Genomic DNA, 16,436 nt, shown 5'->3' with positions numbered 1-16,436 from the left:
GAGTGGGGGTATTCGGCCCATTCCGCGAGCGCAGCTTCGCGCTGTTTTTTGCGGGACAGGTCACGTCGAACGTCGGCCTGTGGTTTCAGAACCTGGCGCTGCAGCTCGTTGTGCTGGGCACAACCGGGAGCGCGCAGGCGCTGAGCGGCGTCACCATTGCCCAGTTCTTGCCGATCATCGTGCTCGCTGTTCCGGCCGGGCGCCTGGCCGACCGCATTCGGCCGCGCAGCATCCTCCTCGCCACCTCGGTTCTCGCCGCATGCGTTGCGGCGTGCATCGGGCTCGTTGTCACGGGCGATGACCCCGACCTGATGCACATTTACGCCCTCGTTGCCGCCTTCGGCACCGTGCAAGCATTTGAGCGTGTCGCGTCGCAGACCCTCATCTTCGAACTCGTCGGCCCCCAGCGGCTCTCGAAGGCTGTGTCGATCAGCACCGTCGCAATTGCCTCCGCGCGCTCGGTCGGGCCGGGACTCGCCGGTCTGGCGTTCCATTCGTTCGGAGCATCCACCTGCATGCTGCTGAACGCGGCAGGTTATCTCTTTGCCGGGCTGATGCTCTTCGCGATCAGGCAGCGCTCGCTGCATGCACGCGCGCCCGCGGCATCCGGCCCCAAACTGACTCTGCGCCGCTTCGTGCGCGACAGGTCGATTGCGACGCTGCTGATCGTGAACGTGGTCATCGCGCTGTTCGCGCTGAACTTCGGGCTCGTGCTGACCTCGACCGTCGATCTGTCATTCGGCGGCGATGCCACGAGCGTCGGCTTCGTGCATGCGCTGAACGCCGTCGGCGCGATCGGCGGCGGCATCCTCGCGGCATCACGGCCGGCGATCGGCGTGCGCTCGCTCATCGTGGCTCTGTCTGTGTTCGGCGTCGCGCTCATGGTGAACGCCGCCGCTCCGACGCTCGGCGTCTTTCTTCTCGTTTCGCCCCTGCTGGGCTTCGGAATCGGCTGCTACCAAGGCGTGCTCAACGCTGCCGCGCAGTCGTCTGCGCCGCCCGAGGCGATCGGCAGGCTGATGTCGCTCGTGACCATCGGCAACTACGGGATGACGCCGTTCGGCGCGCTGTTCATGGGCTGGGTGATCGATGCGTCCTCGGGCCGCGTGTCTCTGCTCATCGGGGGAATCGTCGCTGTGGCGTGCGCCGCCTTCGTCGCGATACGCGCTCCGCGCACGTGAGGCTGCGAGCTCTTCCCAAAAGATATCACCGTAGGTTACGATCGCGCTGATCGGTGTTTTCTAATACCGCTCGTCAATGTCGATGAGGAGACAGCGTGGCAGATCCAGTGGCGACAACCGACTCCGGTCAGGTGCGAGGGCTACGGCTCGAAACCGTGATCCGCTTCGCGGGCATTCCTTACGCTGCGCCCACCGCTGGGGTGAACCGGTTTCGACCGCCGCAGCCCCTCACACCGTGGTCGGGGGTGCGCGACGCGGTGGACTTCGGGCCCGCAGCGCTCCAGATCGTCCGCAGCGGGCGCGAGCAGGAGATCGGCCGCACGGGGGAAGACAGTCTCGTCGTCAATGTCTGGACGCCGGGGCTCACCGACTCGCGTCCGGTGCTGTTCTGGATTCACGGGGGCGGATTCGGCCAGGGCGTCGGCCACACAGACGTCACCGACGGAACACGGCTCGCGTTCGAGGAGGACGTCGTTGTCGTCAGCGTCAACCATCGGCTCGGCATGTTCGGCTACCTCGACCTCGAGCACGCGGCTGGCGAGCGCTTCGCGGGATCGGGCATCGCGGGCATGCTCGATCTCGAGCGCGCATTGGAATGGGTGCGCGACAACATTGCCGGCTTCGGCGGCGACCCCGGCAATGTCACGATCTTCGGGCACTCCGGCGGGGCGGGGAAGGTCGCAACCCTCCTGGCCATGCCGCGGGCGCGAGAGCTCTTCCACAGGGCGGTCATGCACGGTGGGCCGCCCTTCGGCTATAGCGATGTTGACACCGCAGCCGACACAGCCGACCGGCTTCTTCATGTGCTGGGAGTGCGCCACGCGCCTCAGGCCATCGCCGAGATCCCGGTCGAGCGCCTCTGCGATGCGCAGGCGGAGCTGGGGGTCGGCGCTCTTCCCGGCGTGAATGGGATGCTGTTCGCGCCCGTCGTCGGGTCGGGCCACTTTCCGGAACGCCCCGAGGATGCGCTGGCATCCGGCGCCGCGGCCGACATCGATGTCATGGCCGGAACCGCCCTCGACGAAGCCGACTACGCGCTCTTCGCCCGCCCGCACTGGCTGCACGACGATTTCGACATCGGCGCAGACGACCTCGTCGGTCGCGTCGCGAGTTCGATCGACGATGCGAGCGGTGCCGGTGCTCTCGTCGAAAGATATCGATCGCACCGCAACGCGCGAAACATCGATCTGCTCTGCGAGATCATGAGCGATCAGTTCCTCGTTCGCACGCGACGCCTCGTAGAAGCGAAGCTCGACGGCGACGGCGGGCGCACGTACCTCTACGTGTGCGATGTCAACCATGGGCAGAAGATCGGGTCGTTCCATGGCGTGCAGATACCCTTCTTCTTCGACACCGTGACCGAGGCATCGCGAAGCATGCCCATCGCCGCGACACGAGAGAACCTCGCGCACGCCGCGGAGGCACGCCACGCGCAGGCCGAGTTCGCCAGGCACGGCCGACCGACGCTGAACGGCACGCCGTGGCGAGCCTACGATCGCGAGTCGAAAGCACAGTACGTGTTCGGCGAATCGGGAAGCGCGCTCGTGAATGATCCGTATCGGCATCGCCACGAGCGCTGGCGCGATGTCGCCGTGACATCGCGCGTCGATCCGTGGGCACGGCTGTTCGCATGATCGATTCACGCACGGATGCCGCCCGGCTGATGTTCGTCGGAGATCTCATTCTGGGCGCGGATGACGTGCGCTCGCACTTCGGCGATACCGCCACCGTGTTGCGCAACGCCGATGTCGCTGTGGGGCACGTCGAGTGGCCGCACACTCGGCGCGGTCAGGTCTCGTCTGCAGATCTGCCGGCACCAGCGGCTCCGCCAGGCAATCTCGCCGCCGTTCGCGACGCGGGGTTCGCCGTGGCGACCCTCGCGGGGAATCACATCTTCGATCAGGGGCAGAACGGCGTTGAAGACACCGTCGACACACTGCGTGCCGAGGGCCTCGCGACGACGGGGGCCGGGCTGAGCATCAGCACCGCACGTGAACCGGCGATTGTCGAGCACGCGGGCGTCCGCCTCGGCTTTCTCAGCTACAACGCCGTCGGCCCGCGAGAATCGTGGGCGACCACGTCGAAGGGCGGCGCGGCATACGTACGGATCCACGCCCACTACGACATCGAGATGGCGTCGCCCGGCAGCCCGCCGACCGAATACACCGCGCTTGACGCCGAAACCCTCAGCGCGATGTGCACCGACATTCGCGAGCTCAAAGAACGCGTCGATGTCGTGTCGGTGTCGCTGCACAAGGGCCTCGTCTTCGAGCGCGCCCGGCTCGCGCAGTACGAGCAGCCCCTCGCCTATGCGGCCATCGATGCCGGTGCCGATGTCATCATCGGGCACCACGCACACATCCTTCGCGGCGTCGAGACCTACAAGTCACGGCCGATCTTCCACGGCGTCAACCATTTCGTGACGGCCTACCCTGCGGCGGCAAACCCGCACTCGGCGGCGTCCGGAGCGCGCACGCGCCCGACGCGGTCGCCCATCCTCTCGCTCGTGACCCCAGACCACGAGGTCGAGAACTTCCCGTTCTCGCGCGACGCCCGCCAGACGATGATCGCGTTCATCGACGCTGACGAGCGCGGCGTCCTGCGCGCGGGATTCTTCCCGTGCTGGATCGACGAGCACGGTCACACAACACGCGCCCACGGCCGCCGCGGCGAACAGATCGTTCAGTACGTCAGAGACATCACCGCCGAGGCCGGGCTTGTCGCAGACATCCAATGGGATGGCATGCGCGCGGTCTTCTCCACCCGTTGAAAGGAAGTCAGAATGCTGAAACGCCAGAAAACGAGGGGCGCGGCCATCGCGGCGCTCGTCACCGCAGGGCTCGTGCTCAGTGGGTGCGCCGCAGACGACACGCCCGCGTCGAGCGACGCCCAACTCGACATCCAGTACTTCGGCTCGGTCGTGACGCTCGACCCAGCGCTCTCGGGGCAGGGGCCAAGCGCCAACATCATCGCCCTGGCCTACGATCCTCTCATCTACATGACACCCGACGGCGAGTACATCCCCGACTTAGCCACCGACTGGGGCTACACCGACGACGAAAACACCGAGTTTGAATTCACCCTCCGCGACGGGGTGACGTTCTCCAGCGGCGCCGAGCTTGACGCCGACGCCGCCGTCGCCTCAATGGAGTACTTCCTTGACTCCGGGGGCGGCACCGCCTCTCAGGTCGGTGACATCGACTCCATCGAGGCCGTCGACGAGGCGACGGTGCGCATCACCTACACCGAGCCGTTCCCCGATGCGGAGTGGACGCTGTCGCAGTACATCAAGTTCGGCAGCATCATCGGCCCCGATGGGCTCGCTGATCCTGAGGCGCTCTCGACAGAGATGGACGGGACGGGACAGTACGTCTACAACGCGGCGGAATCGGTGGCGAACGCAAGCTACGTCTTCGACCGAAACCCCGACTACTGGAATGCAGACGCGCAGATGTACGAGCGGGTCACGGTACGTGCGATCTCCGATGAGAACGCGGCCCTCTCGGCGATTCAGACCGGCCAGGTCGACTACACGCTTGGGGCGCCCTCCACACTGGATGCCGCCGAAGACGCGGGGCTGGAGGTGCTTCAGGTGCCGTTCTTCAATTGGGCGATCCACATCGCTGACCGCACCGGAGAACTCACTCCCGCTCTCGAGGATCCCCGCGTCAGGGAGGCGATCGCGATCTCGATAGACCGGCAGGCGATCGTCGACGCCGTCTCGCCCGACACCGCACAGCCGAGCAGCCAGCTGTTAAACGAGGGGGCCGTCGGGTTCGTTCCGGGACTCGAGTTCGACTACGACCCAGAGCGCGCTCAGCAACTGCTTGCGGATGCGGGATACCCCGACGGATTCTCGATGAGCATCCTCTCCACCAACTCCCTCGACCAGAACGCAATCCGTGCCCAGGCGATCGTGAGTTATCTCGAGGCCATCGGGATCGACGTCGACCTGACCGCGGATGCAACCGGTGTGTCCGGTTTCGTCGAGGAGTCCCAAACGGGAAAGTACAGTGCGACGATCTTCCCGATGAGTGGCACGACGATGGGTCTGCTGTACCCGACATTGCGCTCTGGACCCCGCAACCCGTCCGCCGTTCTCGACAGCGAGATGGAATCGCTCTTCTCCTCGTCCCGCGCCCTTGCCGCAGAGAAGAGCGTGCCCGTCTACGAGCAGATGAGCGAACTCGCCTTCGCGAACGCTTGGAACATCCCGATCTTCACGGCGAACGACATTCACTACATCGGGCCCGAATTGGCAGGCGTGAAGGTCACGAACCTCAACCCGATCCCAATCGCTGTCGCGCCAGACCCACAGTACGCGTGGCATCCATCTGCATAGGGCACCACGTCGAAATCTTGCGACTTCGACCTTGAGGAATATCATCTCCAATGATATTCTTCATCAGAAGTTACGATAGTACCCGCATGTGTTTAGCAAGGGAGCTGAGCCGATGGTCGCAGTACTCGCGAGGCGCGTCCTTATGGCGATTCCGATCCTGGTGATCGTCTCTGTCGTCATGTTCGTTCTCGCTTCGATCGTTCCTGGCGATCAGGCGCGGACGATCCTCGGAGAGAACGCCACCCCGCAAGCGGTGGCTGCGTTACGCGAACAGCTCGGGCTCAACCTGCCGCTCTCTCAGCAGTACCTCAATTGGGCGTGGGGCGCGCTTCGGGGCGATTTCGGTGCGTCGATCTACAGCGGCCAGTCCGTTCTCACGATCGTCGGGGCGCGATTCCCCGTGACCGGGTCGCTCATGCTGCTCGCGACGATCCTGATCGCCGTCCTCGGGGGCATCCTCGGCATGCTCAGTGCCCTTCGCGGCGGATGGATCGGGCGCGTGCTCGACGCCGCATCGCTCGTCGGGCTCGCCGTTCCGAGCTTCGCCATCGCGATTCTTCTTGTCTCGGTGTTCGCCGTCTCGGTGAGAATCTTTCCGGCCACCGGATACGTTCCGTTCTCGGATAACCCTGCGGGCTGGCTGTGGGCGCTGATACTGCCGGTGATTGCACTGAGCCTCGGCGGCGTCACGCTCGTGGCGAAGCAGATGCGAGATTCGGTTCTCGACGCGCTCAGTCGCGACTACGTGCGAATGATGCGCGCCAACGGCATCCCTGAGCGATCGATCATCTTCCGCCACGTTCTGAAGAACGCCTCGATTCCGTCGATCACGATCGTGGGCGTCGGCGCTGTCGCGTCGCTGACATCGACGGTGTTCGTCGAGAACGTCTTCGTGCTGCCGGGGCTCGGCACACTCGCGACGCAGTCGACGCTTAACCACGATCTGCCCGTTCTGCTCGGCCTCGGCGTCTTCTTCACGATGATGGTCATTCTGATCAACCTGGTCGTCGACGTGATGTACGGCGTACTCAACCCGAAGGTGAGGATTTCATGACGTCTCGTCGACAGGGGTCGCCCCGCGTATTCACCGGAACGGGGCGCAATCTCTTCGCGGCCACGATCCGGAAGCCGCTTGGCGCCGCCTCCTTGCTGTACCTGGCGCTCGTCGTTGTCGCGACGGCGGCTGCACCGTGGATTGCGCCGTACGATCCACTCGAACAGCGGCTCGAGAGCGCGCGCCTTGGGCCGTCGGCGGAGTTCCTGCTGGGAACGGATGCCCTCGGGCGAGACATCCTCAGCCGTCTGCTGTACGGCGGGCAAGAGACCTTGATCGGCGTCGCGCAGGCGCTCATCGTCGCGCTGGCTCTCGCAATCCCGCTCGGAATCGCGGCAGGATACCTGGGCGGCTGGGTTGACCGTCTGGTCATGCGAATCGTCGACGTCACTATGGCGATCCCCGGCATCATCGTGACCCTCGCGGTCCTCGCCATCTTCAGCAACAGCATGACGGCCGCGATGGTGACATTCGGTGCTCTCGTCAGCGGCGTCGTGATCCGCGTGATCCGAAGTTCTGTGCTCGGCGTGCGCGAAGAGCTCTACATGGATGCCGCTCGCACGATCGGCCTCACCGATCGCCAGATCCTTGTGCGGCACGTCTTGCCCCGCACCCTCGGCGTCATCATCGTGCAGACAGCGCTGCTCGCCGCAATCGCCCTCGGCGTGCAGACCGGCCTCGCCTTTCTCGGCTTTGGTCCGCCGCCCCCCGCACCGACGTGGGGCGGAATGGTCGGCGAAGCGTCATCGATGCTCCAGCTGAACCTGTGGATGATCTTTCCGACGGCTGGAGTGATCACGATCACGACCCTCGCCTTCGGTCTTCTCGGCGACGCCGTGCGTGACGCGAACGCTGAGCGATTCGCGGGCGCACACGCCAGCAGCAGCACCAGACGAACCAGTGAGCTGGCGAGCGCGCCCGTCGGCAAACGAGACAAGACTGCCCTGCTCTCGGTGCGTGCCCTCACTGTCGCCTTCGGCACAGGGTCGACCGAGACGATCGTGCTCGACGGCGTTGACTTCGATGTTCGGCCAGGCGAGACGGTTGGGCTCGTCGGCGAATCAGGCTCGGGTAAGACGGTCACCGCCCTTGCTGTGCTGGGGCTGCTCGCATCGGGCGGGCGAATCGTCTCGGGGTCGATCTGGTTCGACGGCGAAGACATCTCGGGGTATTCCCGGGCCCAGTACCGGCGGCTGCGCGGCAAGGAGATCGCCTTGATCTCGCAAGAGCCGATGGTCGCCCTTGATCCCGCCTTCCGGGTCGGCTACCAGGTGACCGAGGCAGTGAGATCTCACGAACGCTGCAGCCAGCGGGCCGCGAGGGCGCGAGCCATCGAGCTTCTCGACGCGGTGCGCCTTCCGGATCCGCGCGCGGTTGCCTCGCTCTATCCGCATCAGCTCTCCGGAGGCATGGCCCAGCGCGTCGCCATCGCGATCGCCCTGGCCGGACGGCCTCGACTCCTCGTCGCGGACGAGCCGACGACCGCGCTTGATGTGACGGTGCAGGCCGAGATTCTCGACCTGCTGCGGCAGCTGCAGCGTGACGCGGAGATGTCGATCATGTTCGTCACCCACGATTGGGGCGTCGTCGCCGACATCTGCGACCGCGCTGTCGTCATGTATGCCGGGCAGGTCGTTGAACGGGCGACGGTGCGCGAGCTGTTCGCGGACCCCCTTCATCCGTACACGAAGGGCCTGCGCTCTGCGAGCCCGCATCACGCGCGCCGCGGAGAGCCGATGCCGGCCATCGGCGGCATGGTTCCCCCGCCGACAGAGTGGCCCCGTGGGTGCCACTTCGCGCCGCGCTGCCCGATCGCGACCGCCGCGTGCAGTGAAGAGCGCGTCGACGAGCGCCTGTTCGAAGACGGGCGAACCGGCCGCTGCATCCGCATCTCGCCCACGCGAGAGCACGACCGACACGAAGCGGTGATGACACGATGACGACGCCACTCCTCGAGGTAGAGAACCTCTCGGTCGAGTACCGCCGCGGCCGGCAGCGCAACATGGCGGTGAAGGACGTCTCCTTCACCATCGGCGAGGGAGAGACGGTCGGCCTTGTCGGAGAATCAGGGTCGGGAAAGTCGACGATCGGAAAGGCGATCCTCGGTCTCGTGCCCGCTCACCGCGGCACGATCGAGTTCGCGGGGCGGGACATCACGAATCTCTCGCGGTCTGCACGCAACACGCTCACCAAGAATGTGCAGGTCGTCTACCAGGATCCGTATAGCTCGCTCGATCCGACCAAGCCGATCGGCTACACGCTCGCGGAGCCGATTCAGGTGCATGACCCCGCCCCGCGCGGCGTAGTGACCGAGCGCGTGGTCGCCATGCTGCGCCGCGTCGGCCTCGGCGAAGACGCGGCGAGGCGATACCCGGCGCAGTTCTCCGGTGGTCAGAGGCAGCGCATCGCCGTTGCCCGTGCCTTGATTCTCTCGCCCAAGCTTGTTGTGTGCGATGAGCCCGTGAGCGCGCTTGACCTCTCGATTCAGGCGGAGGTCATCAACCTCATAGCGAGCCTGCAGAAGGAGACCGGAGCGAGCTTTCTCTTCATCTCCCACGACCTCTCTGTCGTGCATCACATTTCCGATCGCCTCGTCGTGCTGAAGAACGGCGCGGTTGTCGAGCAGGGTGAGGCGACGGAGGTCTACAGGGCACCGCAAGACGACTACACACGGCGGCTGATCGCCGCGGCGCCGGTGCCCGACCCAGATGAGCAGGCGCGCCGCAACGACGAGCGCCTTGGCACACCGTCCGACGAGCGATCAGCTGCGGTGCCGACGGCACCATAGTTCGGCGCACGCGCGGAGCATCCACACGCACAACAGAAAGGCAGACCTGTGCCCAGACAACCAATCGCAGACGCGGAGCTCTGGTACGACGAGTACGGCGACGATGACGCGCCCGAGGTCATCATCTCGTCGGCAATGGGATTCGCGGGTGAGGGGTACCCCGAACGACTCGCGGATGGCCCGGCGAATTACAAGGTGTACACCGTGCAGGCGCGCGGATTCGGACGCTCAACGCGGCCGCAGGAGCCGCCGAGGCAGGGATGGCTCGGGCAATGGGCAGACGACGTCATCGCCTTCGCCGACGCGCGAGGCATCGACAGGTTCATCTACACCGGAGCATCGCACGGCGCGGGCATCGGCTGGTACATCGCCATGAGGAGGCCCGAGCGCTTGAAGGCGTTCGTCTCGGTGGTCGGCGCCCCACACGATCGGTACGGCGTGACTGACTCGTCCGAGGGAAGACGAAAGGTCATCGAGGCACGGCTGAACGGCGACACCGGTGCGGTTCGCAGCCAGCTCGAAACACTGGGCGGCTGGCTTCATGACGACGAGACCAAGCGCCGCGCGCAGCGAGACGCTCTTCTCGACGGCGCGGTCGCGGCCACGATGACGCGTGACGACGACGAGTCACAGATCAATCAGGGCATGCCCTTTCCCGAGGCGACGACGAACGACGAGGTCGCCGACGTGCTGCGAGACGTGCGTGTGCCCACCCTCATGCTCGCGGGAATGCGCGACGGCATCGTCTCGCCGCAGGCGTCGCTGCGGGCGGCGATGAGCGTGCGCGATGCGAAGGCGGTCTTCTTCGAGAGCGAGGGACACTTCATGACCCAGGAGATTCCCGAACGGCTGATCCGAGAGGTCACGTTGTTCATCAATGAGATAAACGGGACGGCGGAGCCGCTCCCACGTCCCAGCAGGGACCGAACGAAGGTGGATACGATATGAAACGCGATCGACTGACTCGACGAGGAGCGGTCTCACGCACAATGGCAGGCATTGCCGCGGCGACCGCGCTGGTGACGGCCCTCGCCGGATGCACCCCCGCTGCGAGCGGTGACGGCTCGAACGCCAGCGCCGCGACCGAGCGCGGCGACGAGCTCACGCTGCAGTTCCGAGGCAGCCCCATGAGCCTCGACCCTGCCCTTCAAGGCACGGCCAGCGGCTCGATCTTCACGGTGCTGGCGTATGCTCCCCTCATCTATCAAGCTCCGGACGGCAGTCTGCAGCCCTCGCTCGCGACATCGTGGGAGTTCACGAGCGACGAGATGACAGCGTTCGAGATCTCGCTGCGCGAGGGCGTTCAGTTCACGGACGGCAAGGCGCTCGACGCCGAGGCGGTCAAGGCCTCGATGGAGTACTTCCTCGAAAAAAGCGGGCCCAACTTGTCAAGCGTCGGACCGATCGACTCAGTGGAGGCGGTCGACGACACGACGGTCGTGATCCACTACTCGAAACCGTTCTCCAGTGCGCCGATGTCGCTGACGCAGACGGCAATGATGGGAAACATCATCGGGCCCGACGCTCTCGCGGACCCGGAGAGCCTGCTCACCACGATGGACGGTGCGGGCCAGTACACGTATAACGCAGAGGAATCTGTTCCGGGCTCGGAGTACGTGTACGAGCGCAATCCGGATTTCTGGAACCCGGACGCTCAGATGTGGGAGCGAGTGACCGTGCAGATCATGGCTGACCCGAACGCGGTGCTGAGCGCCGCGAGCACAGGACAGATCGACTTCGGTCTGGGATCGGCACTCTTCGCGGACGCGGCCGCCGATGCCGGATTGGACGTGGCTGCCGTGCCCTTCTACAACTGGGAGCTGCGACTTGCCGACACCGAGGGCGAGATCAACCCCGCTCTCGGAGACCCGCGCGTGCGAGAGGCAATCGGCCTCGCCATTGATCGCTCCGCGATCGTCGATGCGCTGGGCGGCGGCTACATGGCCGTCAGCGACCAGATGGTCGTCGAGGGCAATGAGGGATACAGCTCGGACATCGGGTGGGATTACGATCTCGATCGAGCTCGCGAGCTCCTCGCCGATGCCGGCTACGAGGACGGGTTCTCGATGACGGTGCTCGACAGCGGACTGCAAGATGCCGATTCGCAGATCGCGCAGGCCATCGCGAGCAACCTCAAGAAGGTGAACATCGATGTCACGCTCGAGGTCGACACCGTGAGCATTCCGTCATTCATCGAGAAGGCTGAGACGAAGAAGTACGAGGCGACGATCTGGGCGTCAAACGGCGACGTCGGCAACACGTATCGCGGATTCCGTTCGACGGGCACCATGACGAACCCCTTCGGGTTCGTCGACGACGAGATGGAGTCGATGTATGCCGAGAGCCTTGCCGCAATCGGCGATGACCGCGAGGCCATCTACCAGAAGATGAGCGAGCGCTGGCAGGAGCTGGCGTACAGCATCCCTGTGCTGACTCAGCACTACGTCAACTATGTTGGACAAGATGTCACGAACGTGAAGGCATCGCCAGCCAATCCGGTGATGCTGCCGGTCGGGCCGCAGCCCGAGTACAACTGGCAGCCGACACGCTGACGATCTAAACGAAGCGGCGGGGAACGGCGATTGCCGTTCCCCGCCGCTGTGCGATCGGCGCTGCACGTTGCGCAGCTCGGTCCGTCAGCGCCGAGCGGCACCGGGCGCGACAAGAACCTCGTCGCCGTCGACAGTGAACTCGGTGTCGAGCCCCGCTTCTCGGCTGATGTCTCGCATGTAGCGGACCACCTGCTCGAATCGCGGGTCGCCGGACGTCAGCGGTTCCGGCACCGCCATGCGATCGATCATCACTGGGCGAAAGCGAACGCGCGAAACACCGTCTGCACGGATGTCGCAGTGAAGCATCATCGACTTGCGCGAATCGGGCGGAAAGTTGAACATGCCCCCGATATCCGGCTCCCATCCCGGGTGCAGGCTCAGTAGGTGGCGAAACGACGGGCGTGACGCGTGTTCGGCGTCCATCGGCAGCTCGATGGCGAAGTTGCCAAGGCTGTGGACGATGGGCTTGCCGCGATGAAACTCGATCCCCTTCAGAATGTGCGCGTGGTGACCGATCACCATGTCTGCGCCCGCATCGATCGCCGCGCGGCCGAGAATGCGCTGGTAATCCGCAAGTTCCGCGCGCGTGAAGTGAATTCCCCAGTGGCACGAGACGAGCACCACGTCGGCGAGCTCGCGTGCGGCTGCGACATCGGCGGCCATCGCGGCTGCATCGCCGGGGTGAGGCACTGTGTACATGCGTTGCGCTGTTCCCGGCTGATCAGGCTCGATCGGCTCATGAACGGTGAAGGCCCGCAGCGGCGCGATTCCCGCCCGCTCGCTCGTCGCCCAATAGCTGTCAGGAAGGATGCTGCAATACGCGAGGAACGCCACGCGAACGCCGTTTCTCTCCACGATTCGGGGCCGGCGCGCTTCGGCGATGTTTTGCCCCGTTCCCAGGGGGATCAGGCCCGCCGCTTCGATGGCGTCGACGGTATCGAGAAACCCCTCGGTTCCCCAGTCAAGAGAGTGGTTGGACGCCCACGACACGACGTCGAACCCGGCACGCGCAAAGGCGCCCGCCGCGTCTGGGTGAGTGCGCGACGTGTGCTTCGTCTGCGGCACGCGCGCGCCGCGCTCGGTGAGCGTCATCTCCAGCTGCATGAACGCGAGGTCTGCCGATTGAATGAGCGCTGACGTCTTGTCGAAGAGCGCGTCGACGTCGCGACGCTCGGGCCCGACGTCGCCGACGGCGCAAAAGCGCACGACACCGGCTTCGGTCGCGCTCACTTCGACCACGTGTATTCGCCTTCCACGTCGATGGGGCTGTAGAGCGCGTTCTCGTCTGTGACGTTGAACCCCGAGATGTCGGGGCTCGCGTAGTAGATGTTGGATTGCACGTACAGTGGGGCGAACCAAGCCTCCTCGACGACGAGCGCGGAAAGGTCACGGTAGATTGCGGCCTGAGCTTCGGGATCGATTTCTTCCGTCGCCTCCTGCCACAGTCGCGAGATCTCGTCGTCTGACGACTGGAAGGGGTTCGCGGAGCCCCCGACATCGGGAATGATCAACGGTTCGAATTCAGAGGCGACGGTGCGCATGCGCTGCATCGCCGCCGGGTATTCCTTGCTCGCCACCTTCTCATCGAACGCGGCGGTGCTCACGGCGACCGTCTCCAGGTGCACGGTGATCCCGATCTCCGAGAGATCGCCGGCAACGGCCTCGGCCGACTTACACGTGCCGACCGTCTTGGCGCAGATGAGCGTCATTTCGAACCCGTCTCCGTAACCGGCCTCCTCGAGCAGATCCCGAGCGGCATCGACGTCATAGTCGTAAAAGCCGACAAGCGACGGGTCGTATCCCGGCTGCCCCTCAGCAAGAATCTGTTCTGTCGGCACGCCGAACCCGCCGGGGAGCATTGATTCCGTGATCGCCTCGCGGTCCAGTGCCATGTTGATGGCTTGGCGCACCTTCACATTGCCGAGCGCGGGCACGACTTCGCCATCGCGGTCGATCAGGCCCACTCCCTGCACGGAGCCGCCGACCTGATAGACGTCGAACCCCGAGCTTGTCGCTGCGTCGGCGGTGAGGGCACTCCCCTGCGCGACGTCGATCTGCCCTGTCTGCAGCGCAGCCAGCACCGTGCTCGATTCGTTCATCACCTGCACGGTCAGGCTCTCGGCCTTGACAGCATCCGGATTATAATAGTCGGGGTTCTTCTCGTAGACGTACGTTGTGTCGATGACGCTCTTCTCGGCGGAGTACACGTATGGACCGGAACCTGCCGTCGCGTTCTCGAGCGAGTCGGGATCGTCGATGGCGTCTGGGTCGATGATGAAGCCGGCACCGCCCGAGGCTGTGAGAACAAAGGGCAGGTTCGCGACGGGTTCCGAGAGGTGGATCGACAGCGAGTAGTCCCCCGTGACCTCGATGTTCTCGAACGCGGCAAAGCGCGAGCTCAGGTAGAAGTTGCCGTCCCTGACGTATTCAAGTGACTTCTTCACCGCCTCCGCGTCGACGGACGTGTCGTCTGTGAAGGCGGCGTCATCGCGCAGAGTGATGTCGAAGCGCAGATTATCGCCCTCCGGGTAACCCCAGTCTGTCGCAAGGTCACCAACGATCTCGCCCGTGACGCGTTGGGAGAGAATCGTGCTGTACGCGGGCACTGCGTATGCGTAGGCGGAAGTTGTGCCCCCGGTCGCCGCGGGGTTCAAACCCGACAGCGGCGGCCCCGCGAACTGAAAGGTGATGCCGGCCGTGCCGGGCGCAGCCGCATCGCTGTCGCTGCCGCATCCACTCAGACCAATGGCTGTCGCCACGGCGATGATGAGCGCGAGTCCGCGCGTGACCTTTGTGCTTTCACGCCGCATAGCGATCCCCTTCGATGGCAGGTGCGTTGTGACATTCGAACGATTAATAACAGCATTAGAGACGATCGATGTGCTGACCGACACATTACGGCGATGCGCCGCATAATGTCAAGCGCAATGATACTTACTCGGGAGCTCGCCACAGTGTCGTCCAGGGGTCGGTACGTGCCGTAACGGGTGTGTCGTCCCAGAGGCCCACCCGTTCGGACCACGGCGCACGCACCGTTGCGAGGCTCCGGTCGTCGATGACGAGTTGGTCAGGACACGACGGCGTGTACTCACCCCACGTGGCGGATGCGGCCAGCTCGCCGTAAGCGAAGCCGACGAGCTCAGCGCTGAGCGCCGTCGCGACCGTACGCGCGGGCGTTGACCCGGTTGTGTTGTTGAAGAAGAGGGGCATCTCGATGCCGTGGAATGCGCGATGCGGTTTGTCTTGATTGGCGGCGCATACGTACACCCAAGATGGCCGCCCGTCGCCCCGGTGCTTCGCGTCGGCGAGGCGGAGAGAGCGCACGCGAAACTGATCGCTCGTGACAGCAAAGAAGAGGTCGACGTTGCCGAGGTCGGGAGCGAACGTGCGATAGGCCGTGACGATGCGCTCGGCGTCGGCTGGATCATCGAATCCCGGCTGCAGCCGTCTGATGAGGTCGTCGTCGCTGATCTCAGCTCCCGACAGGTACGCGGGCTGGGCGAATGCCGCGACCCGCGATTCGTCGAGCGCCGTGCCGATCATCAGGTCAATGTCGCTGCCCGCACCGGCTGCGAACGAGGTGTAGGGATCCTCGGGCATCGCGCTTGTGGCGAATGTCGGCGCGAACCGCATTCCGTCTGGTCCCGGATGACCGCGCACGCCCAGGTCCCACTGCGCAGCCAGCAGCTGCTCCACCGAAACGTCGCGGAGGCGCTCCGGTTGAGCAGTCGGAATGCCCAGAAGCGTGAGGGCTCGCTGCGCGGTGTCGTGCGCGGTGGCATTGTGCTTGAAGCCGAACGGCGGGCCGCCGTGAATCGCTGCCCGCCGAAAGAGCCCCCGCGCGGAGGGAATCGCGCACAGGGCGGCGACCTTGCCTCCCCCGCCGGAGTGACCGTGAATCGTCACGGCGTCTGGGTCGCCGCCAAACGACGAGATATTGTCGCGAATCCACGTCAGCGCCGCGACGAGGTCGAGCACGCCGACATTTGCCGACCCGACGAACTCGTCACTGCTGACGCCCTCGAGGTTGAGAAAGCCAAGAAGCCCGAGCCGGTGGGTGACGCTCACGATCACGACATCACCCGTGCGTGCGAGTGCTATGCCGTCGCTGTGTGCATCGTGGGCGGCACCCGCGGCGAAGCCGCCGCCGTGAAACCAGACGATGACGGGGCGTCGGCCCTCGAGAGAAGACGTCCACACGTTTACCGTGAGACAGTCTTCCGACATCGCGTCGCCTCGCTGCCAGGCGTCGGCGAGCGGGACGTGCTGGGGGGCGACGGCGGCGAAGTCTGAAGCATCCTGAATTCCCAGCCAGGGGGTGCGCGGCCTGGCGGGGCGAAAGCGGTTCTCTCCGCCCGTGGGGTCTGCGTACGGCACACCGGCGAATCGCAGCACACCGCGCGAGACGTGCCGACCGCGAACTCGTCCGGCGGTCGTCTCGACGACAGGGTCGGTCATGATGCTCCTTCCGGAGATCGGAGTTGCGCCGTGCTCGTGCAATCCTCCCACTCGATCGATA

At 65.1% G+C, this 16,436-nt stretch carries 12 protein-coding genes; 9 read left to right on the top strand and 3 right to left on the bottom strand.

Going from position 1 to position 16,436, the window contains the following annotated elements; translation table 11 throughout:
• Positions 1-2 precede the first annotated feature (2 nt).
• The 9 genes from HCR84_RS00200 (at position 3) to HCR84_RS00160 (ending at position 11,917) form a co-directional block, all read left to right on the top strand.
• Complete coding sequence (locus HCR84_RS00200) at positions 3-1,181, top strand: MFS transporter (protein WP_166983071.1); 1,179 nt, start codon at positions 3-5, stop codon at positions 1,179-1,181.
• 95 nt (positions 1,182-1,276) lie between these two features.
• Positions 1,277-2,815, top strand: coding sequence for a carboxylesterase/lipase family protein (locus HCR84_RS00195; RefSeq protein WP_166983072.1), 1,539 nt, complete (start codon positions 1,277-1,279; stop codon positions 2,813-2,815).
• Positions 2,812-3,951: a CapA family protein gene (locus tag HCR84_RS00190; RefSeq protein WP_166983073.1), complete on the top strand. Its 1,140-nt coding sequence runs from the start codon at positions 2,812-2,814 to the stop codon at positions 3,949-3,951. The genes HCR84_RS00195 and HCR84_RS00190 overlap by 4 nt, the downstream gene beginning before the upstream one ends.
• A gap of 12 nt (positions 3,952-3,963) precedes the next feature.
• Entirely contained in the window at positions 3,964-5,523 is a 1,560-nt protein-coding gene (locus HCR84_RS00185) for an ABC transporter substrate-binding protein (protein WP_166983074.1), read from the top strand.
• 112 nt (positions 5,524-5,635) lie between these two features.
• On the top strand, positions 5,636-6,577 hold the full coding sequence (locus HCR84_RS00180) for an ABC transporter permease (protein WP_166983075.1): 942 nt from the start codon (positions 5,636-5,638) through the stop codon (positions 6,575-6,577).
• On the top strand, positions 6,574-8,517 hold the full coding sequence (locus HCR84_RS00175) for a dipeptide/oligopeptide/nickel ABC transporter permease/ATP-binding protein (protein ID WP_166983076.1): 1,944 nt from the start codon (positions 6,574-6,576) through the stop codon (positions 8,515-8,517). Before HCR84_RS00180 ends, HCR84_RS00175 begins: the two co-directional genes overlap by 4 nt.
• Positions 8,514-9,365 carry an ATP-binding cassette domain-containing protein gene (locus tag HCR84_RS00170; protein WP_166983077.1) on the top strand — a complete coding sequence of 284 codons (852 nt, stop codon included), beginning with the start codon at positions 8,514-8,516 and terminating at the stop codon, positions 9,363-9,365. Before HCR84_RS00175 ends, HCR84_RS00170 begins: the two co-directional genes overlap by 4 nt.
• A 48-nt stretch (positions 9,366-9,413) precedes the next feature.
• The gene (locus HCR84_RS00165; protein WP_218043597.1) at positions 9,414-10,313 is read left to right on the top strand and encodes an alpha/beta fold hydrolase; all 900 of its coding nucleotides are present in this window, start codon (positions 9,414-9,416) and stop codon (positions 10,311-10,313) included.
• The gene (locus HCR84_RS00160) at positions 10,310-11,917 is read left to right on the top strand and encodes an ABC transporter substrate-binding protein (protein WP_166983078.1); all 1,608 of its coding nucleotides are present in this window, start codon (positions 10,310-10,312) and stop codon (positions 11,915-11,917) included. Before HCR84_RS00165 ends, HCR84_RS00160 begins: the two co-directional genes overlap by 4 nt.
• A gap of 84 nt (positions 11,918-12,001) precedes the next feature.
• On the opposite strand, the gene HCR84_RS00155 is transcribed toward HCR84_RS00160, so the two are convergent.
• The 3 genes from HCR84_RS00155 to HCR84_RS00145 form a co-directional block, all read right to left on the bottom strand.
• Positions 12,002-13,156: a CapA family protein gene (locus tag HCR84_RS00155; protein ID WP_208322186.1), complete on the bottom strand. Its 1,155-nt coding sequence runs from the start codon at positions 13,154-13,156 to the stop codon at positions 12,002-12,004.
• Positions 13,144-14,727, bottom strand: a complete 1,584-nt coding sequence (locus HCR84_RS00150) for an ABC transporter substrate-binding protein (protein ID WP_166983079.1) — start codon at positions 14,725-14,727, stop codon at positions 13,144-13,146. Before HCR84_RS00150 ends, HCR84_RS00155 begins: the two co-directional genes overlap by 13 nt.
• Before the next feature lie 124 nt (positions 14,728-14,851).
• Entirely contained in the window at positions 14,852-16,375 is a 1,524-nt protein-coding gene (locus HCR84_RS00145; protein WP_166983080.1) for a carboxylesterase/lipase family protein, read from the bottom strand.
• Positions 16,376-16,436 lie beyond the last annotated feature (61 nt).

Origin of the sequence: Paramicrobacterium fandaimingii, assembly GCF_011751745.2 — a bacterium.
Classification (GTDB): Bacteria; Actinomycetota; Actinomycetes; order Actinomycetales; family Microbacteriaceae; genus Paramicrobacterium; species Paramicrobacterium fandaimingii.
Note: the sequence above shows the minus strand (reverse complement) of the source record. Positions and strands in the feature narration are given on the sequence as shown.